We start from the raw sequence: 22898 nt of genomic DNA on the forward strand, positions 1-22898 counted from the left end.
CATCAGTCGTCAGTTGCTTTTTGAGCAACAACATGGAGGGGCCGGAACACGCTTCCTTCAAATGGATCAGGCCAGCCGCGCGAAACCGCCCGACTGGCCTGACGCCGTCATTCTGCAACCCTAAGGCCGTCAGACCTGCGGCACGAAGCCGCCGACGCTGCGCAGGGCGTCGCCGAACATGGCGTCGAACGCCTTCAGCACCTCCGGCGGCGCCGTCTCGGGCCGTCCCGCGTTGAAAGGCGGCTGCGGCGCATATTCGATAATCAACTGCTGCGCCTGCGCGGTCGTCTCGCCGAACACTTCCGCCGCCACGACCAGCGCGAAGTCGATGCCCGAGGTCACACCGCCGCCGCTGAAGAAGCGGCCGTCGCGTACGACGCGGGCATCGTCGGGAATGGCGCCATAGTCGGACAGGAGATGGCGGAACGACCAGTGGCATGCGCTGCGCTTGCCCTCCAGCACGCCCGCGCGCGCCAGAATCAGCGACCCGTTGCAGACCGATGTGACGTAGCGCGCATCGGCGGACAGCCGCCTGACATGGTCCAGCACCTCAGGCGTCATCATCGCGCTCTGGTCGCCGCCGCCGGGGATGCAGATAAGGTCGCACCGCTCCACATCGGCCAGCTTTTCCATGCCGCGATAGACCAGACCCGATTCGGTTTCGAGGTCGCCGCCATCCGGGCTGGCCAGCCGGATCTTGACGTTGGCGATGCGGAAAAAGACTTCATAAGGTCCGGCAAAGTCGAGCTGGTCGAACTTGGGATAGAGGACGAACAATATTTCGAAAGGCTCGCTCAAGGCATGTCTCCAGTTGATCTGCCAACATTTTACAACGCCGCCACATTGACCTGAAGGTCGATTTTCCGGCAAATAAGGTCGTGCGAAGCCGCCCGGCTTCCCGTCATGGAGACCCCCGATGCGGATCGCCTGCCTTCTGTTCGAAGACTTCCTGCTGCTCGACGCCGCGGGCGCGGTCGGCGCGTTCGAACTCGCCGCCCGCGCGGGCTGCGCGGGCTATTCGGTCGAAATGATCGCGGCGCAGGCCGGCCCGGTGCGCAGCAGCAGCGGCGCGACGCTCCTTGCCGGGGACATGCGCACCTGCGGCGATTTCCATACCTTGCTCATCCCCGGCGGCGACGGCACCCACGACAGCGCGAAATATCGCGATCTGGCGCCCTTCATCCGGCAGGCGGCGCACGACCGGCGGCGGATCGCCAGCGTCTGTTCCGGCGCCTTCGTGCTGGCGGAAGCGGGCATCCTCGACGACCGGCGGGCCGCGACCCACTGGAACCGCGCGCTGGAACTGGGCCAGCGGTTTCCCAACGTGTCCGTCGACGCCGAAAGCCTGTTCGTGCGCGACCACAATATCTGGACGTCGGCCGGGGTCGTCGCCGGGATCGACCTCGCCCTCGCGCTGATCGAAACCGACTATGGGTCGGAAGTCGCCCGTCGCGTTTCGCAACTGCTGGTCGTCCCCTTCCGGCGCGCGGGCACCCAGACGCAGCATTCCGCCCTGCTCGACAATCTCGCCCCCAGCAACCGGTTCGGCGACCTGATGGCGTGGGCGCGGCAGAATCTGACCGCTGCGCTCGACGTGGAGGCGCTTGCCGACCGCGCCAGACTGAGCGCGCGGCAGTTTTCCCGGTCGTTCAGCGCATCTGTGGGCATGTCGCCCGCCAAGGCGATCGAACAGTTGCGCGTGGAAAGCGCCCGCCCCGCTGTCGAAAGCGACGCGAAATCGCTGGACCAGATCGCGCGCGACTGCGGCTTTGGCGACGCGGAACGGATGACGCGCTCCTTCCGCCGCCTGACCGGCGAAACGCCGCAGGCGCTCAGGCGCCGCGCGCGCGAACGCGCCGAACGGAACCAGGCTAGTTCTGGAACCAGTTGAGCGCCGCCAGCCGTTTCAGCACGGCGGTTTCGGCGATGGACTTGATGCGCCGGGGCGGCACCACCAGTTGCGCTTCTGCGGCTTCGAGCGAACTGTTGCGGATACGAAGCGTCTTGACCAGCCCGGACTCAAGCTGGTGCTGCACCAGAATTTTCGGCAGGATCGTCAGGCCCAGCCCCGATGTCACGAAATGCCGCAGCGCCTCCAGCGAATTGGTGATCATCGTCCGGGGCAGGTCCACCTGCGCTGTATGTTCGGCCGATTTGATGAGCTGCCCGATGCCGAATTCCTGCGGCACCAGACACAGCGAATGGCCGATCAGATCCTGCAGCGTCAGGCTGTCCTCCTGCATCGCCAGCGGATGATCGTGCCGCGCGATCACATAAAGCGGGTGACGCTTGCGGGCGTGGATTTCGACGGCGCTGTGCGGCGGGGGCGCGAAGGCGAGACCGATATTGATCCGTTCCTCCGCGATCAGGCGGATCACCGACGCGACCGGCATCGAATTGAGCGTGATCTGGACATTGGGATATTTGACGCAGAAATCGTTGAGAACCGTTTCGATGATCGCCTCGATGAACCCCTCGCTGCACGCGATCTGCACGTCGCCGCGCTGCAGGCCTTTCAGCTCCTCGAGCTGGGTCAGCATCGTCTTTTCGTCCGACACGCGGCGGCGATAGAAATCGAGCACCAGTCGCGCGGCTTCGGTGGGCAGCACGCCCCGCCCGTGGCGGTCGAGCAGGACGGTGTCCAGTTCCCGCTCCAGAAGCTGGATCTGACGGCTGATGACGGACGGTTCGATGTTGAGCTTGTCGGCGGCGCCGCGAATGGACTTGGCTTCCACCGCCGCAAACAGATAGCCGAGCCGCCGCTCGCTCAATCCGCCGCGCAACATGGATTCCATATCGTCCCTTAACACCGGCTTCTCCCGCGCCCGTTGCTCAAAAGGCAACCAATCAGAGCCTAACGTCGCATTGAAGGTCAGTTCTTGTCAATGTAGCGCTGTGACAAACATAAAATGGCGGAGAATCCCGATCTTTCCCGGCGACTTCACGCCCCGCACCCGTCGATGGAGGCTCTGACGGGGGCAGGGTTTTAAGCGCGCTGGGGCGGACTTCGGGCAATGCCCTCCCGCGCGGCCGGCGATCAAAATCCAATATTATAATTTATTATCAGATATTTACACTAACAGGGATATGTGGACATGAAGACTTTTGGCGATGACGTGATCGGCCCCAACGGCAATGTCATTCCGATCACGCCGGCGGTTCAGGTCGGCAACCTCCTCTTCCTGTCCGGCCAGCTCGCCATGCGCGACGGCAAGATCATCGGCACGACGATCGAGGAACAGACCCATGTCGTCCTCGACAATATCGAGGCGCTGCTGACCCCTCTGGGCAAGTCGCTCGCCGATGTCGCGAAGGTTGCCATCTGGCTCGTCAATCCCGGCGATTTCGCGGGTTTCAACACCGCCTATGCGCAGCGCTTCGCCAAGCCCTATCCGGCGCGGTCGGCGGTGGTGTCGCAGCTTCTGATCCCCGGCGCGCTGGTCGAGATCGAGGTCATCGTCTCCGCGGAATAGTCTCTCCCTTCAAGGTTCCTTCCCATGTCATCACAATCGAAACAGATCATCGTGCTGGGCGCGGGAATGGTCGGGACCAGCGCCGCGCTTGCCTTGCAGGCGCGGGACTATGATGTCGCGCTGATCGACCGCGCCGCGCCGGGCAGCGAAACCAGCTACGGCAATGCGGGCGTCATCCAGGGCGAGGCGCGCGAGCCTTATGCCCTGCCCCGCGACATCGCTACCCTGTGGGGCATCGCCTTCAAACAGGACAATGCCGTCGACTGGGACGTGCGCGGCCTCCTGAAGGCGGCGCCCACGCTGCTGCCCTACTGGTATAATTCCGCGCCCAAACGCCACCGGCGCATCAGTCAGGTCTATTCGGCGCTCGTGGCTCGCGCGAATGCCGATCACGCCGCGCTGATCGCCGCGTCCGGCTCGGAAGCGCTGATCCGGCGCGAGGGCTATCGCCTCATCTTCCGCGACGCCGCGGCCTTCGACAAGATGGCGGGCAAGGCGGAATCGTGGGAAACCATCTATGGCATAAACTTCACGATCGAGGACGGCAAAGCGCTGGCCGCTGCCGAACCGGCCCTGCGGCAGCGGCTGGCCGGCGCGATCCACTGGCATGACGCCTGGACGTGCAGCGACCCCGGCGGTCTGGTCAGAGCCTATGCGGCGCTGTTCCGCAAGCAGGGCGGGGACGAAATCAGGGCCGACATATTGGGGCTGGAGTCCGGCTCCGGCTGGCGCGTGCGCACCAGCGTCGGCACGTTCGACGCGCAGCAGGTCGTCGTCGCGCTCGGCCCATGGTCGCCGCAGTTGCTGGAGCCGCTGGGCTATCGCGTCCCGATGATCCGCAAACGCGGCTATCACATGCATTTCACGCCGGGCGGCGCTCTCCCCAATATCCCCATGATCGACGCGGAGGTCAGCGCCGTCTACGCGCCGATGCGCGCCGGGTTGCGCATCTGCACCGGGGCGGACCTGTCGATCGAGCGCGGCGAGGCAATGCCGCGCCAGTTGCGGCGCGCGCATGCCGCCGCGTCCGAACTGCTCGATCTGGGCGAGCCGGTCGAAGCGTCGGCGTGGCGCGGCGAGCGGCCCTGCATGCCGGACATGCTGCCGGTCGTCGGCGCCGCCGCGCAGCATACCGGCCTCTGGTTCGATTTCGGCCATGGTCATCAGGGCTTCACCCTCGGGCCGACGACCGGCGCACTGCTGGCCGGACTGGTCGCGGGCGATCCGGACCCCATCGTCAGCCGCCTCGCGCTGTCCCGGTCCGTCAAGGATCTGTGATCCGCGCGGGGAGGAGCCGATCCCTCCCCCGATAAAACTCGCTGAACACGCCCTCCGGCCCCGGTCTCTCCTGACCGGGGCCGGTTTCGCATGCCCGCCCCGCGAACCCGCGCCCCAACCGCGCATAAAAAAACCGCCCACCGCCCCCCACAGGCGGTGGGCGGTCAACAGGCCCCCACTTTCTGACGGGTTCGTGCCCGTCAGTTCTTCTTTTTCTTGTCCTGATACTCCCAGTAGCGGCGCGCCTCGTGCGAGATGTAGCCGCGGATCGTATCGGCTTCCGCCGGGGTGAGGCGGCTGCTGAAGCTCACCATCCCGTTATCCTTCAGCGCGCCGTCGATGACGATCATCTTGAAGGTATCGGCGCTGGTCAGCGCGCCCGAATAACGCAGGTCGGGCAGAACCTTGTTGCCGACCGCCGCTTCGCCATGGCAGCGCGAACAGTTGGCGGAGAAGGCCTCGCGCCCCTGCTGGATCTGCGCGGCCGTCCATGTCTTTTCCGGCGACAGGTCGACGCGCTGCTCCACATCCTTGGCGACCGGCGGCAGGGTCGCCTTTCCGCCGAGCGTGAAGGTCAGCAGGCGGCGCGGCGCATTGCGGGCGCCGGCCTGTTCCTCGCCGAAGCCGGTCGTCAGGCCATAGCCCGAACCCCAGCCGACCAGCACCGACACATATTGCTGCCCATCGATCGAATAGGTGATCGGCGCGGCCAGAATGCCCATGCCGGTGGGGAATTCCCACAGCTTGTGGCCATTGCGCGCGTCATAGGCGGTGAAGCGTCCGTTCGCGAGACCCTGGAACACGACATTGCCCGCCGTGCTGACGACGCCGCCATTGGCGGGGTTGGAATGCTCCACGCGCCACACTTCGCGCTGGTTCACCGGGTCCCAGGCGATCAGGCGGCCCTTCTGGGTCTTCACCAGCGCCTTGCGGGCGTCGAAATCGTCCGGCAGGCCCGCCTGCGCGAAGTTGACGCCCAGATTCCATGCGCGCGGATGATATTTATACTTGGCGTCCGCCACATATTTCACCGGAATTTCCATCGTCGGGATATAGACGAGGCCGGTCTTGTGGCTGAAGGACATCGGGTGCCAGTTGTGCGCGGCATAGGCGCCCGGCGATCCGACGAAGGGCTTGCCCGGCTTGTAGCGCGCCTCGGGCGTTTCGATCGGGCGTCCGGTCTTCATGTCGATCCCGGTCGTCCAGGTCTGCGGCACGAAATTCTTCGCCGAAATCAGCTTCCCGGTCTGCCGGTCGAGCACGTAGAAGAAACCGTTCTTGGGCGCCTGCATCAGCACCTTGCGGACCTTGCCGTCGATCTTGATGTCGGCCAGCGTCATCTGCGCGGTCGCCGTGAAGTCCCAGTCGTCGCCCGGCGTCGTCTGATAATGCCAGACATACTGGCCATTGTCGGGATTGATCGCGACGATCGAGGACAGGTACAGATTGTCGCCGCCGCCCGGCGAACGGATGTCCCGCGACCACGGGCTGCCATTGCCGGTGCCGACATAGAGAAGGTTGAGTTCGGGATCGTAGCTCATCGAATCCCAGGCCGTGCCGCCGCCGCCTGCCAGCCACCATTTGCCGTGCCAGGTCTTCGCCGCCGCCTTCAGATAATCGCCTTCGAAGCCCTTGGACGGGTCGCCCGGCACGGTGTAGAAACGCCACGCCTGCTTGCCGGTCTCCGCGTCATAGGCGGTCACATAGCCGCGCACGCCATATTCCGCGCCGCCATTGCCGATGATGACCTTGCCCTTCACGACGCGCGGCGCGCCGGTGATCGTGTAGGGCTTGGTCTGGTCGACCGTGACCACCGACCACACCTTCTTGCCCGTCTTCCGGTCGATGGCGATCAGGCGGCCGTCAAGCGAGCCGACGTAAATCTTGTCGCCCCACGCCGCCACGCCGCGATTGACGACGTCGCAGCATGCCTTGTCGCCCATGTCCTTGGGCACTTCGGGGTCGTAGGTCCACAGATGCTTGCCCGTCTTCGCGTCGAGCGCGACCACCTTGCTCCAAGCGGTCGAGAAATAGAGCACGCCGTCGATCATCAGCGGCGTCGCTTCCTGCGCGCGGTTGACGTCGAGGTCGTAGGACCATGCAAGGCCCAGCTTGCCCGCATTGTCCACGTTGATCTGGTCCAGCAGGCTGTAGCGGTCCTCGCTGTAGGTGAGGCCGGTGGTCAGCCAGCTTCCCGGTTCGTTCTTCTGGGACTGGACGATGCGCTGTTCGTCGACCGGCCGCTCACCGCTGGCAGAAGACGCCTGCTGCCCGGTATTGTGGCAGGCGGCAAGGGCAAATGTGGCCAGCGAGGCCATGAGCAGCGCGTTGCGACGATAGAATCTCATCGTACCATATCCTGTGAATAGACGATCATGTTGTTTCGGTCGCGGCCGGTCCGGGCACCGGATGCCGCGACGGCATATCATAGGCCACCGGCCGGGTAAGCCCATGCCGGCAGAGCGCCGGCATGGGTATGGGATGCTTCAGGACAGGGACGGCCCGTGCCGTCACATCTTGAAGCCGACCGTCGCGCCGAACACGCGCGGCGGACCGTAGACATTGAGCACCCAGCCGAATGCCGGGAGATCGTTCACGTAGATCCGGTATTGCGACTTGGTCAGGTTCTTGACCCAGGCCGATATGGTCCAGCGGCTGTCGATCTCGGCGATGCCCACGCGGCCGTCCACGACCCAGTAGCCCGGTTCGAGATTCGAAGGCGCGTTGACCGCCTCCATATATTGCGACGAACGGTAGTTGGCGTTCAGCGACAGGTCCAGCTTCAGGCCGTCGGTGATCGGATGCGTGTAGAACACCCCGCCCGACGCCGTCCACTTCGGCGAGTTGACCGGACGGTTGCCCTTCAGGCTCTGGCCGCCGGCGCTGATGTCAGAGCGGATGGACGAGTCCAGCCAGCCCGCCGAACCGGTCAGCTCCAGCCCGGTCGTGACCAGGATGCGCGTATCCAGCTCGACGCCGTAGGTCTTGATGTTCGCGGCGTTGATCGTGATCGGAACGGGCGAGGCCGCGCTGTCGACGTTGATGAAGCCGTCGCGGAAGTCGTAGCGGAACACCGCGCCGTTAAGCTGCACGCGGCGGCCGCCCAGTTCGGTCTTGAAACCCGCTTCATAGGCGGTGAGCGTTTCGGGCTTCAGCGACGTCAGCGCCGACTGGGGCGATGCATATTCGGCGTTGAACGCACCCGATCGGAAGCCGGTGGAAACGTTGCCGTAGATCATCAGATTGTCGACGAAGTCGCTGTCGATCTGCGGCTTCCACTGCACGCCCATCTTGAACGAGACATTCTCGTCATGCCGCCTGCCGCCATTTTCGGCGAGCGAGGCGAGCGAGAGCGGGCCGATGATCGTGGTGGGATGCTGGTCTTCGCCCGACGACACGCCGGTCCCCGCATAGGTGCCGCCCGTCAGGTGCAGCTTTTCCGAGGAATAGCGCACGCCCGCGATCAGCGACACCGTCGGCGCGACCTTGATTTCGTTGTGGAAGAACAGCGCGACCGCATCGAGCTTCTGGCCGAAGGGCGAATAGAGGCCCGGCGCCGCGCCGCCTGCGATGGTCAGATAGTCGTTGTTCTTGAACTTGTCATGTTCGTAGAAGGCGCCGACGACATAGTTCCAGATGTCGTTATTCTTCGACGCGATCCGCACTTCCTGCGTGAACTGACCAATCTTGTTGCGGTAATAGGTTTCGATCGACGCGCCCGGATCGCCATCGGAATCTTCCGCGGAATCGCGCAGATAATATTGATAGCTCGAAATGGAGGTCAGCGTCGCCCAGCCAAGGTCATGCTCCAGCCGCGCGGTGACGCCATAGCCCTTGCTGTGGGCCTGATGCGTCAGGTTGCCGTGCGAGATATAGGGGTTGGACGAACCGGGATAATGGCCGTCGCCGCGCACGCAGCCCGCATTCCCACCGGTCACGGTCCCATTCAGATAGGCCGAACAGAAGACCGGCGCGCCAGCGGCCACCGATTCCGGCGTGAAGACGCCGGGCGTGTAATAAGGCGGAAGGTTCGAATGGTCCTTGCCGTAGGTCGCGGACACGAGCAGCGAGGTGTCGGCGCCCTTCCACTGGATCTGGCCGCGCAGCGCGAATTTCTTCTCGTAACCCTCGTCCCGGCCGGTCGTGACATTCTTGTAGAAGCCCTGACCCTGATCGACATACATGCCCGAAACGCGGGCGGAAACCGTGTCCGACAGCGGGCCGCTCAGATAGCCTTCGCCACGGATGGTTTCATAGCTGTCGTAATTCACCGTGCCGCCCACGCTCAGCGTATCGGTCGGCTTGCGGGTGTAGAAGTTCATCGAACCGCCGGTGGTGTTGCGGCCGAACAGGGTGCCCTGCGGCCCCTTGAGCGCTTCGACGCGGTCGACGTCGAACAGCAGCAGGTTCGACATGAAATTCTTCGACAGATAGACTTCGTCGACATGCATCGCGACGGGCGAGTCCAGGTTGGACGCGAATTCGTTCACGCCGATGCCGCGGATGTTGAAGGCGTTCTGGCCAAGGCCATAGTTGATCTGGACGTTCGGGATCGCGCGGGCGACCTCGGCGACTTCCTGGACATTCTGCCGCACCAGCGCGTCGCCGGTGACAACCGACATGGTGATGCCCACATCCTGCGCCGACTGGCTGCGCTTCTGCGCGGTCACGACGATTTCGGACAGTCCGCCATTTTCTTCCTGCGCCATGACCGGACCGGCCATCGCCACCATGCAACTCGTCGCGAGCAGCCCTCGCACGAGAAGCGGCGTCCGCTTGATCGAATTTGTCATATTACCCCTCATTATAAATGACCTGACGATTGTCCTGAACGGAAGGAGAACATTGCCTCCCTCCCTGTTTTTTCTTTTTGTCGCCCACGGCCGCGAAAACTGACCAAAGCCTGACAGCTTCTTTGTCGATCGACCGAATGCATGAGGAGTAAGTAACCTTCGACCATCATCCAATGCCGCCCCAGACAGGCATGCGTTGCTTTTTGGACAACTGGAGCAGCGCCCCGGCGCAACGAAGTCACGGGCATCCGGCGGGGCGCGATTCGCCTGCCACAAGCCGCGCGCGGCGGCCGGATTCCTGTTTTATTTGCATCGGGACCATATTGACCGGCCTCATCGTTGATGAACAAGCAACGGACCTGTGGCCGCGCCATCCTCATTCCCTGCGCCGCAAGGTGGTAAGGTTGAGCATTGCTCATAATTCCACGTGCGGGGAGACAGAGGATTTGGTCGACTTATTACTGCCCGGTTCCTGCGATGGGGGTCGCAACCCGGTGCCGATGACACTTCGCGATCCGACCGCCCTCGCCGCGCCCCGTTCACTCGTGGCGGCGTCGCCTCTCGCACGGCGGGCAGGCGCATGACGCTATCGTCCCGCACGCCCCGCGCCGTCATCGCGGTCCTCTTCACGACCTATCTCGTCTGCTATCTCGACCGGCTCGTGATGGCGAGCGCCATCCCCTTCATCGCAAAAGACCTTCAGTTTTCCGCGACCGAATCCGGCGCGGTCATGAGCGCCTTCTTCGCGGGCTATGCGCTCATGCAGATACCCGGCGGCATGCTCGCCGACCGCTACGGCCCCCGGCGGATTCTGACCTGCGCCATATTGCTCTGGTCGGTCTTCACCGCGCTGACGGCGCTCGCGACCTCGATGGTTTCGCTGGTGGTCGTCCGGATATTGTTCGGCGTCACCGAAGGCGCGGCGCCATCGGCGGTATCGAAGGCCGTGCGCATCTGGGCGCCGGGACAGGTGGGCCGGGTCAACGGCCTGCTGCTGGGCGCGACCCAGCTCGGCCCGGCGCTCGCCCCCCTGTTCGTCGCGACGCTGATCGTCGACTGGGGCTGGCGCGGCGTGTTCTTCTCGCTGCTGGTGCCGGGTCTCATCCTCGCGGCCTTTGTGTTCCGGGTAGTGGGCGACAGGCGCGACGACGCAGCGGCGGAGCCGGAGCATGTCGCCACGACCGCGCCCCTCCCCGCCGGCCGGTCCAGCCTCGGCCATATCCTGCGCTGCCAGCCGATCCTCTGGTCGGTGGGCTGCGCCATTTTCGCCAGCGTCGCCAACTGGGGCATGATGAGCTGGATTCCGACCTATCTCCTCACCCGGTTCGGGCTGAGCATCAAGGATATGGGGATCGCCGCGGCGATGCCCTTCCTGACGGCGGCCATCGGCTATTATCTGGGCGGCCATATCGGCGACCGGCTTTTCCCGCACCGGCGCGGCCTGCCGATCGCCATCGGCCTGTTCCTCGCGTCGCTCGCCACCCTGTCGCTGACGGTCGCATCGACCGCGTTCGCGGCGACCGCCGCCTTCATGCTGATCTATTTCTTCCTGTCGATCGCGCTGTCCTGCCTCTTCTCGCTGCCGCTCGCGGTCATGCCCGCGCCGCTGGTCGCCACCTCGTTCAGCGTGGTGAACGGCGGGGCGCAGATCGGCGCGTTCCTCGCGCCCATCAGCATCGGCGCGATCCTCGACGGCAGCAGGAACAACTTCACGCTCGTGTTCGCCACGCTGGTGATCGTTCTGGCCGTGGGCGGGGTGATGGCCCTGCTCATCCGGCCCGAACGGCGGGACGACCTGCTCTCGCCGGGCGGAATGGCGACCGCCTAGAGCGCAGCGGGACGAAAACGGCGCTATGCGTCGATCGGCAATTCGGTGGTGGCCTTGATCTCGGACAGGGCGACCATCGAATTGACTTCCTGCACCCCCGGCACGCGCGACAGCTTCTCGAAAAAGAAGCGTTCATAGGCTTCGATGTCCCGCGCGACGATCTTCAGCATGAAGTCCACCGTGCCGAGCAGCACGAAACATTCCAGCACTTCGGGAAATTCCCGGATCGCGGCGGTGAACTCCTCCAGATTGGAACGCCCTGTCGCCGTCAGCTTCACCTGCGCGAAGATCTGGGCGTTGAGGCCGATCTTGCGCCGGTCCAGCAACGCCACTTCGCCCCGGATATAGCCCGCATCCTTCAGCCGCTGGATGCGCCGCCAGCACGGCGCCTGCGACAGGCCCACCAGCGCCGCGACATCGGCGGTGGAGCGGCTCGAATCCTGCTGCACGGCCGCAAGGATCTTTCTGTCGAAGGCATCAAGAAATTCTGACATAATTTATTCGCTCTCAATCTAATGATCGAATATATTTATCCCATAATCAGCATAAGGGCGGATGAATAGCAATTTTTATCAGGCCGTGCGGTGATAGGATTGCGGCAAGGGAGCAAAGCCATGACGCACGCCTTCGAAAATGCCGATTTCCAGGAACGCCTCCACGTCATCAACGACGCGGAAACCGGCGTAACGGGGATCATCGCGATCCATTCCACCGCCATCGGCCCGGCGGCTGGCGGCTGCCGCCTCTGGCATTATGACACGCAGACCGATCTCGTCACCGACGCGATCCGTCTGGCGCGCGGCATGAGCTACAAGAACGCGATGGCGGGCCTCCCCTTCGGCGGCGGCAAGGCCGTTCTGCAACGCCCCGAAGGCGATTTCGACCGCGCCGCCCTCTTCCGCGTGTTCGGCGAAGCGGTGGCCGCGCTCAAGGGCGCCTATATCACCGCCGAAGACGTCGGCACCACCATCGCCGACATGCGCGCCGTGCGGCGGCAGGCGCCTTACGTGGCCGGTCTGGAAGTGGCCGAAGGCATGGCCGGTGGCGATCCGTCGCCCTGGACCGCGCTCGGCGTGTTCGAAAGCATGAAGGCCGCCGCGCAGGACGTGCTGAAATTCGACCTCGCCGGCGCCACGGTCGCCGTGCAGGGCGTCGGCAATGTCGGCGGCCGCCTGTGCCGCCTGCTGCGGGACGCGGGCGCGAACCTCATCGTTGCCGACGTCGATAAGGCGCGCGCCGCCGCGCTCGCCGCCGAACTCGGCGCGAAGCATGTCGGCATCGACGAAATCCTCGTCGCGGACGCCGACATCCTCGCCCCCTGCGCGCTGGGCGGCGTCCTCAACGCGGACAGCATCCCCGACCTTCGCGTCCGGCTCGTCTGCGGCGGCGCGAACAACCAGCTCGCGACCGAAGCGGACGGTCAGGCGCTGGTGGATCGCGGCATCCTCTACGCCCCCGACTATGTCGTGAACGCCGGTGGCATCATCAACGTGTCGGCCGAATATCTCGGCGAAACCAGCGATCAGGTCGCCGACCGCGTCGGCCAGATCGCGGGCCGGCTGCTGGACGTGTTCCGCCGCTCGACCGAAGAACAGGTGCCCCCCGGCGTCATGGCCGACCGCCTCGCCCAGCATCTGATTGCCAGCGCGAGGCGGCGTCAGGCCGCGTGATGCGCTTCGACATCGTCACCCGTTCCGATCCGCAGGCGCTGATCCGACTGCTCAACCACTTCGCGCAATGCAGCCTGGTGCCCAGCGCGGTGACGGCGAGCGAAGCGGACGGGCGGCTGACGGTGCGCATCGAGCAGCCGGACGTGGAGGAAAAATATGCGGCGCTGATCGCCGAAAGAATGCGCAATTCCGTGCTCGTCGAAACCGTCAGCCTCCAGCAGGGCGCAGCGGCCTGACCGGCTCACCAAGGATAACAGATGACCTACCCACGCAACGATCATGGCATTCATGTTCCGATGCCCAACGCCCGTCCGGGCGACAGCGCGGACTTTTCGCACCATGCGATCCCGCCTGCGGGCAGCGTCCCGATGCCGCCCGTCGACGTCGCGCCTGCCGACATTCACGGCCACGCCTTCACCCTGATCCGGGTGCTGGACGAAGACGGCAACGCCGTCGGCCCGTGGAACCCCGGCCTTTCGGTCGAAACATTGCGGCAGGGCTTGCGCAGCATGATGCTGACGCGCGCCTATGACGCCCGCATGGTCCGCGTGCAGCGGCAGGGCAAGACCAGCTTCTACATGAAGTGCACCGGCGAGGAAGCCGTCGCGGTCGCCGCCGCGATGGCGCTCGATCGCGGCGACATGTGCTTCCCCACCTATCGTCAGCAGGGTCTGCTCGTCGCGCGCGACTGGCCGCTCGTCGACATGATGAATCAGGTCTATTCCAACAGCCGCGACCGGCTGAAGGGGCGGCAGATGCCGGTCTTCTATTCCAGCCGGGAAGCGGGCTTCTTCTCGATCTCGGGCAATCTGGGCACGCAATACAGCCAGTCGGTCGGCTGGGCGATGGGCGCCGCCGCCGATGGCGACCCGCGCATCGCGGCGGCATGGATCGGCGAAGGCGCGACGGCGGAAGGCGACTTCCACCACGCGCTGACCTTCGCCAGCGTCTATCAGGCGCCCGTCATCCTCAACATCGTCAACAACCAGTGGGCGATCTCCTCCTTCTCCGGCATCGCGGGCGGGGAACGCACCACCTTCGCGGCGCGCGGCCTCGCCTTCGGCATTCCGGCCCTGCGCGCGGACGGCAATGATTTCCTCGCCGTCCACGCCGTGACCAGCTGGGCCGCCCAGCGCGCGCGGCAGGGTCTGGGACCGACGCTGATCGAACTCTTCACCTACCGCGCCGAAGGCCATTCGACCTCCGACGATCCCAGCAAATACCGCCCCGGTTCGGAGGCGCAGGCATGGCCGCTCGGCGATCCCATCGAACGGCTCAAGACGCACCTCATCAACCTTGGCGCATGGTCGCAGGCCGAACATGACGATCTGGCCAAGGCGCTGGACGACGAAGTGCGCGCGGCGGGCAAGGAATCCGAAAGCTACGGCACGCTGTCCGGCGGCGACCGCCCCGCGCCTTCGACGATGTTCGACGATGTTTACAAGGACATGCCTGCGCATCTCGTGGCGCAGCGGTCGCAGGCGGGGCTTTGACGATGGCTGCCATGAATATGATCGAGGCGATCAACAGCGCCATGGACGTGGCGCTGGAACGTGACCGCGCCGTCACCATCTTCGGACAGGATGTCGGCTATTTCGGCGGCGTGTTCCGCGCGACCGACGGCCTTCAGAAAAAATATGGCGCATCGCGCGTGTTCGACGCGCCGATCACCGAAGGCGGCATCGTCGCCGTCGCGGTCGGCATGGGCGCTTACGGCAAGCGTCCCGTGGTCGAAATCCAGTTCGCCGACTATATCTATCCGGCCGCCGACCAGCTCATCTCCGAAGCGGCGCGCATGCGCTATCGCACCGGGGGCGAATGGTGGTCGCCGATCACGGTCCGCAGTCCCTATGGCGGCGGCATCTATGGCGGCCAGACGCACAGCCAGTCGCCCGAAGGCATCTTCACCCATGTCGCGGGGCTGAAGACGGTGATCCCGTCCAACCCCTATGACGCCAAGGGGCTGCTGCTCGCCGCGATCGAGGATGACGATCCCGTCCTCTTCTTCGAACCCAAGCGGCTCTACAACGGCCCCTTCGACGGCCATCACGACCGCCCCGTCCGCCCGTGGGCGAAGCATCCGGCGAGCGAAGTGCCCGAGGGGCACTATATCGTCCCCCTCGGCAAGGCCGCCGTGGCGCGCGAAGGCACCGCCGTGACGGTGCTCGCCTACGGCACGATGGTCCATGTCGCGCTGGCGGCGGCCGAAGACAGCGGCATCGACGCCGAAATACTCGACCTGCGCACGCTGGTCCCGCTCGATCTGGAAGCGATCAAGGCGTCGGTCCAGAAGACCGGGCGCTGCGTCGTCATCCATGAAGCGACCCGCACCTGCGGCTTCGGCGCGGAACTCGCCGCGCTGGTGCAGGAACATTGTTTCTTCGAACTCGAAGCGCCCGTCGAGCGCGTCACCGGCTGGGACACTCCCTACCCGCACGCCTTCGAATGGGAATATTTCCCCGGCCCCAAGCGCCTGGCCGAAGCCATGCGCCGCACCATCGAGATTTAAGTCCATGAATATTTACAGCTTCAAACTGCCCGACATCGGCGAAGGCATCGCGGAGGCGGAGATCGTCGGCTGGCACGTCGCGGTGGGCGACTTCGTCGAGGAGGACGCGCCGCTGGCCGACCTCATGACCGACAAGGCGACCGTCGAAATGACCGCCCCCGTTTCCGGCCGCATCGTGCGGCTGGCGGGCGAAGTCGGCGATCAGATCGCGATCGGCTCCATCCTCGCCGAATTCGAGACGGAGGGCGCGGAAGGATCGGATACGCCTGCCGCCGCCGCGCCGGAACCTGTGGCGGCGGAACCCGCAGCCGCGCCCGAACCCACGCCCGCGCCCGCGCCGGTCGAGGAACCGAAGGCCGCGCCCGAACCCGCGCCTGTGGCCGCGCCCGAACCGGTGGCGCACGCCGCCGCCAGCCGCGTCCTCGCCTCCCCCACCGTGCGCCAGCGCGCGAAGGATCTGGGCCTCGACCTCGCCGACATCAAGCCGACCGAAGACGGCCGCATCCGCCACGCCGATCTCGACGCCTTCCTCAGCTATAACGGCGCCTATCGCACCGGCGGCGGCAAGCGCGCGGACGAACAGGTCCGCGTCATCGGCCTGCGCCGCCGTATCGCCGAAAATATGGCCGCGTCGAAGCGCACCATCCCCCACTTCACCTATGTCGAGGAAATCGACGTGACGAAGCTGGAGCTTCTGCGCGTCGACCTCAACGCCACGCGCGGCGCGAAGCCCAAGCTCACCATGCTGCCGCTGCTGATCCTCGCCATCTGCAAGACGCTGCCCGACTTCCCGATGATCAACGCCCGCTATGACGACGAAGCGGGCGTCGTCACCCGCTCGGGCGCGGTCCATCTCGGCATGGCGACGCAGACCGACGCGGGCCTCATGGTGCCGGTGATCCGCAACGCGGAAAGCCGCAACATCTGGCAACTGGCGAGCGAAATCGTCCGCCTCGCCGACGCCGCCCGCACCGGCAAGGCCAAGTCCGACGAACTGTCGGGTTCGACCCTGACGATCACCTCGCTCGGCCCGCTCGGCGGCATCGCGACGACGCCGGTCATCAACCGCCCCGAAGTCGCCATCATCGGCCCCAACAAGGTGATCGAACGCCCCGTGTTCCGCGACGGCCAGGTGGTCGCCGCAAAGCTCATGAACCTGTCGATCAGTTGCGACCACCGGGTCGTTGACGGCTGGGATGCCGCCAGTTACGTCCAGGCTCTCAAGCGGCTGCTCGAAACGCCGGCGCTGCTGTTCGTCGACGGTTGAGGGCACCGTCGCGTGGGGGGAGGACAGAGCGGTTGACCCAGAACCATCCCCTGCGCGGGCAACTGACCGAGGAAATGCACGCGCGGCGTCTGGCCCATATCCAGGCGCCGTGCGAAATCACCCAGTTGCTCGCCGTCTATTCCGAGGGCGAGCAGCAGGCGGTGCGCCAGCATGCGCTGAAGATCGCGGGCCAGAGCGGGGAAGCCCGCACCGATCTCAACCATCTCACCGCCTCCATCGCCGGGTTCGAATTCACATGGGAATGCCATGCGGAATTTGCGACCTACACCTTCATCCGCTCGCTCGACGCGACGGATGAGCAGGGCGGCTTCACGCCCCTTCCCCCCGACTGGATGGCGGATCTTCCCGCCGCGATCCTGCGCGGAACGCAATTGCGGCTGCTGTCCGCCTCCGATCCCGAACCCACGACATTGCTGGAGGATTTCCATCCCGGCGACCTCGTGACCTGCGACGTGTTCGACCGGGCGGCGACGATCTGGGCCGACTTCCGGCTGCACGATACGGGCTTTGGCAAATTGCTCGTCAAGGATCGCAACCTGTCGGGCGGCGACGCCACCCGGCTGGTCCAGTGGATTCAGGAACTGGGCAATTACCGCAAGATGGCCCTGCTCGGCCTGCCGCTCGCCAAGGAAATGAACGGCCGGCTCAAGCGGCTGGAGGATGAATTCGGCAAGCTCGTCAACGCCATCGCCCTGCCCGACCGGCAGAGCGATGCGGAGCTGTTCCACGAACTGTCCTGCCTGACTGCGGAGCTGAACCGGCTCGAATCCGACGCCAGTTTCCGTATGAGCGCCACCATGGCCTATGCCCAGATCGTGCATGACCGGCTCCAGTCCCTGCGCGAAAGCCGCATCGCCGGGCACCAGACCCTGTCCGAATTTACCGAACGCCGCTTCATGCCCGCGATCCGCACCTGCCAGTCCTTCATGAACCGGGTGCAGCAGGTGTCGCGCCGCGCGGATTCCGCCAGCGGCCTGATGCGCACCAGCATCGACGTGGTGCTGCGCAGCCAGACGCGCGACCTGCTCGCCTCTATGGATCACCGCTCCAACCTGCAACTGCGGCTGCAACAGGCGGTGGAGGGTCTCTCCGTCGCCGCCATCACCTATTATATGGCGGCGCTCCTGCATTATGAGCTGGACGCGCTCCACCATGTCGCGCCCTGGTTCAACCCGACGATCGTCCTCGCCGCCGCCATCCCGGTGCTGATTGCAGTAATCTGGCGCGTCGTCCGGTCGAAAAAACATCCGCTGACCTGACCGGTCCGCGCCGTCGGGCGCACAAACGGAAAAGGGACCGCCGCATGTCCGCGACGGCCCCCTGCTGTTTTTCCGATGCGCCGGATCAGTTGCCGACGACCGCGCGCGGCTCCACGGGCCGGGCCTCGGCATAGCGCTCGCCACTGTCGGCGCGGGCGATGGCCGCCTTCATGCCCGGCTGGACATGGGCGATGGCCTTGCTCCGGCACGCGGTATAGGCGGAAAGGTCGGTGCTCATGCAGACCCGGCTGGCGGCGCGGGCGATCCGGCTGCGCAGCACCGCCTGCTGATCGGCCTTGGACAGGTCGAGGTCGCCGTGGCGGACCTCCATGGTGCGGCCGTTGGACACGAAATCCTCGGCGGAAGCCGCGCCCGCGCCCAGCGCCAGAGTGGCGGAAGCAGCGGCGACGGCGGCGATCTTGAACGAAGCGAACATGGCAATCTCCTCTTGAACCTTTTGAAACCGGCGCGCCGCCAAGGGGGGCTGCGCGGAACGGCGCCGGTGCGGCCGGGGGAGCGCCCTTTAAGGGTCTTGGGGGAAGCGCTCCTTCCCGTCCGCCCTTTCGATCTAGCCGCCCCGCCCGGCGCGCGCGCGCCCGCTTCGACCCGGATGCGACAGGCGTCGGCGAAGCGACAAAGCGCCTGTCTGACCGGACGAACGGCACGACGAACGACATGGCCCGCGCCACCGGCGACATGGAGAAAGCATTAAAGCCGTAAGGGAATGCGCGAATCGAAACGACCGGTGCGATACGCGAAAACGCCCCCGGCGCAAGGGAAGGCCGGGGGCGTATCCAGGCGCTGTCGGGCACACCGGATCGCGAAAATCTCTCAGAGGACAGGACGGCGCTCAACCGGGTGAACCGTCGATGAACGCGCCCTCGCGCCGTCCCGTCCGATGCCCCCACTCTATCGCCGCCTTCCCCCGCCGCAGCCTCCCATCGACGATCCGCGCCACCATTCAGGCAGGCGTCATATCGAAAGGACGAACAACGTCATGGAGAGGACGAACGACATGGCGGCCTTCGCGCGACGATGAAACCTTTGCGCGGGCCACCGGGTTGACGCTCCATCGAACGAAGGAGATTTTTTATGGCTCTGTCCAGACTGGCAAAGTTCGCTACCGCCATCGCCGCCCTTGCGGCAGCCAGCGGCCCGGCCCTCGCCCATTCGTGGGGCGACGCCGGCTATCAGCAGGCGCGCTACCAGCAGGCGCGTTATGACGGCGACCGTCGTGATTGGGAACGCCGCCGCGAATGGGAGCGCCGCCGCGAGCGTGAGGCGCGCCACGACCGCGAAGCCCGCCGCGACTGGAATCGCGGCCGCTATGCCGACCGTCGCGACTGGAACAACCGCCGTGGCGATGTGCGTGGCCGCGACTGCGTGACCAAATATGACAAATATACCGGCCGCTGGAACCAGCGCTGCTACTGATCCCGTGAGAATGGGATGATGCGAAGGCCCGGTCCGGCATTTTTACGCCGGGCCGGGCCTTTGTCTTTCCGGCCATCTTTCGCGTGGCGGCGCGGCTTCCTATCTTCCGCTCTGGATTCCCGTCAGGAACGAAGATAGAACATCGCCCCATGAGCCTTACCCATATCCAGAAGCAGAGCTTTAGCGAATGCTGACCCATATACAGAAGCAGAGCGGCAGCGAATGCTGACCCACATAAGCGTCCGCGGCGCGCGCGAGCATAATCTCAAGGGCGTGGACGTCGATCTGCCCCGCGACTCCCTCGTCGTCATCACCGGCCTGTCAGGCTCCGGCAAATCCAGCCTCGCCTTCGACACCATCTATGCCGAAGGGCAGCGCCGCTATGTGGAGTCGCTCTCCGCCTATGCGCGCCAGTTCCTTGAGATGATGCAGAAGCCCGATGTCGAGCATATCGAGGGTCTTTCCCCCGCCATCTCTATCGAGCAGAAGACGACCAGCCGCAATCCGCGCTCGACCGTGGCGACCGTCACCGAAATCTACGACTATATGCGCCTCCTCTGGGCGCGCGTCGGCATCCCCTACAGCCCCGTCACCGGCGAGCCGATCAGCGCCCAGACGGTCAGCCAGATGGTCGACCGCGTGATGCTGTTGCCGGAAGGCACGCGCTTCTACCTGCTCGCCCCCGTGGTGCGCGGGCGGAAAGGCGAATATCGCAAGGAACTCGCCGAATGGCAGAAGGCGGGCTACACCCGCGTGCGCATCGACGGCGAAATGTACCTCATTGAGGACGCCCCCGCCCTCGACAAGAAATACAAGCATGACATCGAAGTCGTGGTCGACCGCCTCGCCGTCGATCCCGACATGGGCACCCGCCTCGCCGACAGTTTCGAACAGGCGCTGAAACTGGCGGACGGCCTCGCCTATGTCGATCTGGCGGACGGCACGCTGGCGGAGGTTCAGAAAAACCAATCTCCCTTCGCTTCGAGCGAAGTCGAGAAGCCTTTGGAGCAGCGTGTCTCGACTGCGCTCGACACGAACGGCGGCGGTGAAAAGGGCAAGATGAAAAACGCCTCCATCCCGGCCAACCGCATCGTCTTCTCCGAAAAATTCGCCTGCCCCGTCAGCGGCTTCACCATCGCCGAGATCGAGCCGCGCCTCTTCTCCTTCAACGCGCCGCAGGGCGCCTGCCCCGCCTGCGACGGCCTTGGCGAGCGGCAGGAGTTCGACCCCGAACTGGTCGTCCCCAACGAAGCCCTCTCCCTCAAGAAGGGCGCGGTCGTCCCCTGGGCCAAATCCAACCCGCCCTCGCCTTATTATATGCAGGTGCTGGGCAGCCTCGCCCGCGAATATGGTTTCTCGCTCGACACTCCGTGGCAGGAACTCCCCGGCGAGGTGCAGCTCATCATCCTCCACGGCACCGGCGGCAGGCCCGTGACCCTGCGCTTTCAGGACGGGCGCAAAAGCTATGAGGTGAAGAAGCCGTTCGAGGGCGTCATCGGCAACCTCAACCGCCGCCTGCTCCAGACCGACAGCGCGTGGATGCGTGAGGAACTCTCCAAATATCAGCGCGCCCAGCCCTGCGAAACCTGCCACGGCGCTCGCCTCAAGCCCGAAGCGCTCGCGGTGAAGATCGCGGGCGAGGACATCTCCATTTCCACCCGCCGCTCGGTGGTGGACGCGCTCGGCTTCTTCTCCACCCTGCCCGCGCAACTCAACGACCAGCAGAACCAGATCGCCCGCGCCATCCTGAAAGAGATCGTCGAGCGCCTCGGCTTCCTCAACAATGTCGGCCTCGACTATCTGAACCTCGACCGCACCAGCGGCACCCTGTCGGGCGGCGAGTCCCAGCGCATTCGCCTGGCTTCCCAGATCGGCAGCGGCCTCTCGGGCGTCCTCTACGTCCTCGACGAACCCAGCATCGGCCTGCACCAGCGCGACAACGACCGCCTGCTCGTGACCCTGAAACGCCTAAGAGACCTCGGCAACAGCGTCATCGTCGTCGAGCATGACGAGGATGCGATCCGCGCCGCCGACTATATCGTGGACATGGGGCCGGGCGCGGGCGTCCATGGCGGCAGCATCGTGGCGCAGGGCACCCTGCCTGAAATCCTGAAACACAGGGACAGCTTGACCGCCGATTATCTGAACGGCACCCGCCGCATCGAAGTCCCCGCGAAACGCCGCAAGGGCACGGGCAAGAAGATCACCGTCCACAATGCCCGCGCCAACAATCTGCGCGGCGTCACCGCGTCGATCCCGCTCGGCACCTTCACCTGCATCACCGGCGTGTCGGGATCGGGCAAGTCCAGCTTCACCATCGACACGCTCTACGCCGCGTCGGCCCGTGCGCTGAACGGCGCGCGCATCCTCGCGGGCGCGCATGACAGGGTGAGCGGCCTTGAGCATTGCGACAAGGTGATCGACATCGACCAGTCGCCCATCGGCCGCACCCCGCGCTCCAACCCGGCGACCTACACCGGCGCCTTCACCAACATCCGCGACTGGTTCGCGGGCCTTCCGGAGAGCCAGGCGCGCGGATACAAGCCCGGCCGCTTCTCCTTCAACGTCAAGGGCGGCCGCTGCGAAGCCTGTCAGGGCGATGGCGTGCTCAAGATCGAGATGCACTTCCTCCCCGACGTCTATGTCACCTGCGACGTGTGCCACGGCGCGCGCTACAATCGCGAGACGCTGGAGGTGAAGTTCAAGGGCCGTTCCATCGCCGACGTGCTCGACATGACGGTCGAGGACGCGGTGGAATTCTTCAAGGCCGTCCCCCCCATCCGCGACAAGATGGCGATGCTCGCCGAAGTGGGCCTCGGCTACGTCAAGGTCGGCCAGCAGGCGACGACCCTCTCGGGCGGCGAGGCCCAGCGCGTCAAGCTCGCCAAGGAACTCTCCCGCCGGGCCACCGGCAACACCCTCTACATCCTGGACGAACCCACCACCGGCCTGCATTTCGAAGACGTCCGCAAACTCCTCGAAGTCCTCCACGCCTTAGTGGACCAGGGCAACAGCGTGGTCGTGATCGAGCATAATCTGGATGTCATCAAGACCGCAGATTACATCATCGATCTCGGTCCCGAGGGTGGGGTAAAGGGGGGTGAAATCGTCGCGACGGGCACCCCGGAACAGGTCGTCAAGGAACCGCGCAGCTTCACCGGCCACTACCTCGCCCCCCTTTTGGCCCAGCCGAAGACCGAGGCCGCAGAATGACTGGATCCTCGACATTTGATCGCGCCGAGACCGTCCGGGGGACGGTCGAACGCGATCAACCGGAAGGCGGCGTCAAGGGCGGCTAAGTCGTCGCGGAAGGCACGCCGGAAAAGGTGGTGAAGGAGCCGCGGAGCTTTACGGGTCGGTATCTTG

Annotated in this window: 18 protein-coding genes; 12 read left to right on the top strand and 6 right to left on the bottom strand. The window is 65.2% G+C overall.

What is annotated here, in order from left to right; translation table 11 throughout:
- Window positions 1-129: 129 nt before the first annotated feature.
- Window positions 130-798 (bottom strand): DJ-1/PfpI family protein, encoded by a 669-nt coding sequence (locus SAMIE_RS09120; protein ID WP_126516794.1) that lies wholly within the window; start codon window positions 796-798, stop codon window positions 130-132.
- Window positions 799-916: 118 nt separating this feature from the next.
- Here SAMIE_RS09120 and SAMIE_RS09125 point away from each other — a divergent pair, with 118 nt between their 5' ends.
- Window positions 917-1891 (top strand): GlxA family transcriptional regulator, encoded by a 975-nt coding sequence (locus SAMIE_RS09125; protein WP_066700222.1) that lies wholly within the window; start codon window positions 917-919, stop codon window positions 1889-1891.
- Here the strand turns inward: SAMIE_RS09125 and SAMIE_RS09130 are convergent.
- On the bottom strand, window positions 1872-2795 hold the full coding sequence (locus SAMIE_RS09130; protein ID WP_066700224.1) for a LysR family transcriptional regulator: 924 nt from the start codon (window positions 2793-2795) through the stop codon (window positions 1872-1874). The two genes, SAMIE_RS09125 and SAMIE_RS09130, sit on opposite strands and share 20 nt — an antisense overlap.
- Window positions 2796-3095: 300 nt before the next feature.
- Between SAMIE_RS09130 and SAMIE_RS09135 the strand changes: the two genes are divergently transcribed.
- Both SAMIE_RS09135 and SAMIE_RS09140 read left to right on the top strand, forming a co-directional pair.
- Window positions 3096-3473: a RidA family protein gene (locus SAMIE_RS09135; RefSeq protein WP_066700225.1), complete on the top strand. Its 378-nt coding sequence runs from the start codon at window positions 3096-3098 to the stop codon at window positions 3471-3473.
- Between the two features lie 24 nt (window positions 3474-3497).
- A complete protein-coding gene (locus SAMIE_RS09140; RefSeq protein WP_066700226.1) occupies window positions 3498-4751 on the top strand; it encodes an NAD(P)/FAD-dependent oxidoreductase in 1254 nt (417 codons plus the stop codon).
- Between the two features lie 200 nt (window positions 4752-4951).
- Here SAMIE_RS09140 and SAMIE_RS09145 read toward each other — a convergent pair whose 3' ends face one another.
- Together SAMIE_RS09145 and SAMIE_RS09150 are read right to left on the bottom strand one after the other, a co-directional pair.
- Window positions 4952-7099 carry a PQQ-dependent dehydrogenase, methanol/ethanol family gene (locus tag SAMIE_RS09145; protein WP_066700228.1) on the bottom strand — a complete coding sequence of 716 codons (2148 nt, stop codon included), beginning with the start codon at window positions 7097-7099 and terminating at the stop codon, window positions 4952-4954.
- Window positions 7100-7261: 162 nt separating this feature from the next.
- Window positions 7262-9544: a TonB-dependent receptor gene (locus SAMIE_RS09150; RefSeq protein ID WP_066700229.1), complete on the bottom strand. Its 2283-nt coding sequence runs from the start codon at window positions 9542-9544 to the stop codon at window positions 7262-7264.
- A gap of 580 nt (window positions 9545-10124) precedes the next feature.
- Here SAMIE_RS09150 and SAMIE_RS09155 point away from each other — a divergent pair.
- Window positions 10125-11372 carry an MFS transporter gene (locus SAMIE_RS09155; protein WP_066700230.1) on the top strand — a complete coding sequence of 416 codons (1248 nt, stop codon included), beginning with the start codon at window positions 10125-10127 and terminating at the stop codon, window positions 11370-11372.
- Window positions 11373-11395: 23 nt separating this feature from the next.
- On the opposite strand, the gene SAMIE_RS09160 is transcribed toward SAMIE_RS09155, so the two are convergent.
- Entirely contained in the window at window positions 11396-11866 is a 471-nt protein-coding gene (locus SAMIE_RS09160; RefSeq protein WP_066700231.1) for an Lrp/AsnC family transcriptional regulator, read from the bottom strand.
- A gap of 120 nt (window positions 11867-11986) precedes the next feature.
- Between SAMIE_RS09160 and SAMIE_RS09165 the strand changes: the two genes are divergently transcribed.
- From SAMIE_RS09165 to SAMIE_RS09190, 6 genes are read left to right on the top strand one after another with little or no spacing between them, the layout of a single operon-like run.
- Window positions 11987-13042, top strand: coding sequence for a Leu/Phe/Val dehydrogenase (locus tag SAMIE_RS09165; RefSeq protein WP_066700233.1), 1056 nt, complete (start codon window positions 11987-11989; stop codon window positions 13040-13042).
- Window positions 13042-13278 carry a hypothetical protein gene (locus tag SAMIE_RS09170; RefSeq protein WP_066700235.1) on the top strand — a complete coding sequence of 79 codons (237 nt, stop codon included), beginning with the start codon at window positions 13042-13044 and terminating at the stop codon, window positions 13276-13278. The genes SAMIE_RS09165 and SAMIE_RS09170 overlap by 1 nt, the downstream gene beginning before the upstream one ends.
- Before the next feature lie 21 nt (window positions 13279-13299).
- Window positions 13300-14535: a thiamine pyrophosphate-dependent enzyme gene (locus SAMIE_RS09175; RefSeq protein WP_066700237.1), complete on the top strand. Its 1236-nt coding sequence runs from the start codon at window positions 13300-13302 to the stop codon at window positions 14533-14535.
- A gap of 11 nt (window positions 14536-14546) precedes the next feature.
- Window positions 14547-15551: an alpha-ketoacid dehydrogenase subunit beta gene (locus tag SAMIE_RS09180; RefSeq protein WP_197724675.1), complete on the top strand. Its 1005-nt coding sequence runs from the start codon at window positions 14547-14549 to the stop codon at window positions 15549-15551.
- A 4-nt stretch (window positions 15552-15555) separates the two neighbouring features.
- On the top strand, window positions 15556-16818 hold the full coding sequence (locus tag SAMIE_RS09185; RefSeq protein ID WP_066700239.1) for a dihydrolipoamide acetyltransferase family protein: 1263 nt from the start codon (window positions 15556-15558) through the stop codon (window positions 16816-16818).
- A 32-nt stretch (window positions 16819-16850) separates the two neighbouring features.
- A complete protein-coding gene (locus SAMIE_RS09190; protein ID WP_066700240.1) occupies window positions 16851-18098 on the top strand; it encodes a DUF3422 domain-containing protein in 1248 nt (415 codons plus the stop codon).
- Between the two features lie 85 nt (window positions 18099-18183).
- Here SAMIE_RS09190 and SAMIE_RS09195 read toward each other — a convergent pair whose 3' ends face one another.
- Window positions 18184-18534 (bottom strand): UrcA family protein, encoded by a 351-nt coding sequence (locus tag SAMIE_RS09195; protein ID WP_066700241.1) that lies wholly within the window; start codon window positions 18532-18534, stop codon window positions 18184-18186.
- Between the two features lie 656 nt (window positions 18535-19190).
- Here SAMIE_RS09195 and SAMIE_RS09200 point away from each other — a divergent pair.
- Both SAMIE_RS09200 and uvrA read left to right on the top strand, forming a co-directional pair.
- On the top strand, window positions 19191-19532 hold the full coding sequence (locus SAMIE_RS09200) for a hypothetical protein (RefSeq protein ID WP_066700246.1): 342 nt from the start codon (window positions 19191-19193) through the stop codon (window positions 19530-19532).
- Window positions 19533-19754: 222 nt separating this feature from the next.
- Window positions 19755-22745, top strand: coding sequence for an excinuclease ABC subunit UvrA (uvrA, locus tag SAMIE_RS09205; RefSeq protein ID WP_066700248.1), 2991 nt, complete (start codon window positions 19755-19757; stop codon window positions 22743-22745).
- The last annotated feature ends 153 nt before the right edge of the window (window positions 22746-22898 follow it).

The organism is Sphingobium amiense (assembly GCF_003967075.1).
GTDB lineage: Bacteria > Pseudomonadota > Alphaproteobacteria > Sphingomonadales > Sphingomonadaceae > Sphingobium > Sphingobium amiense.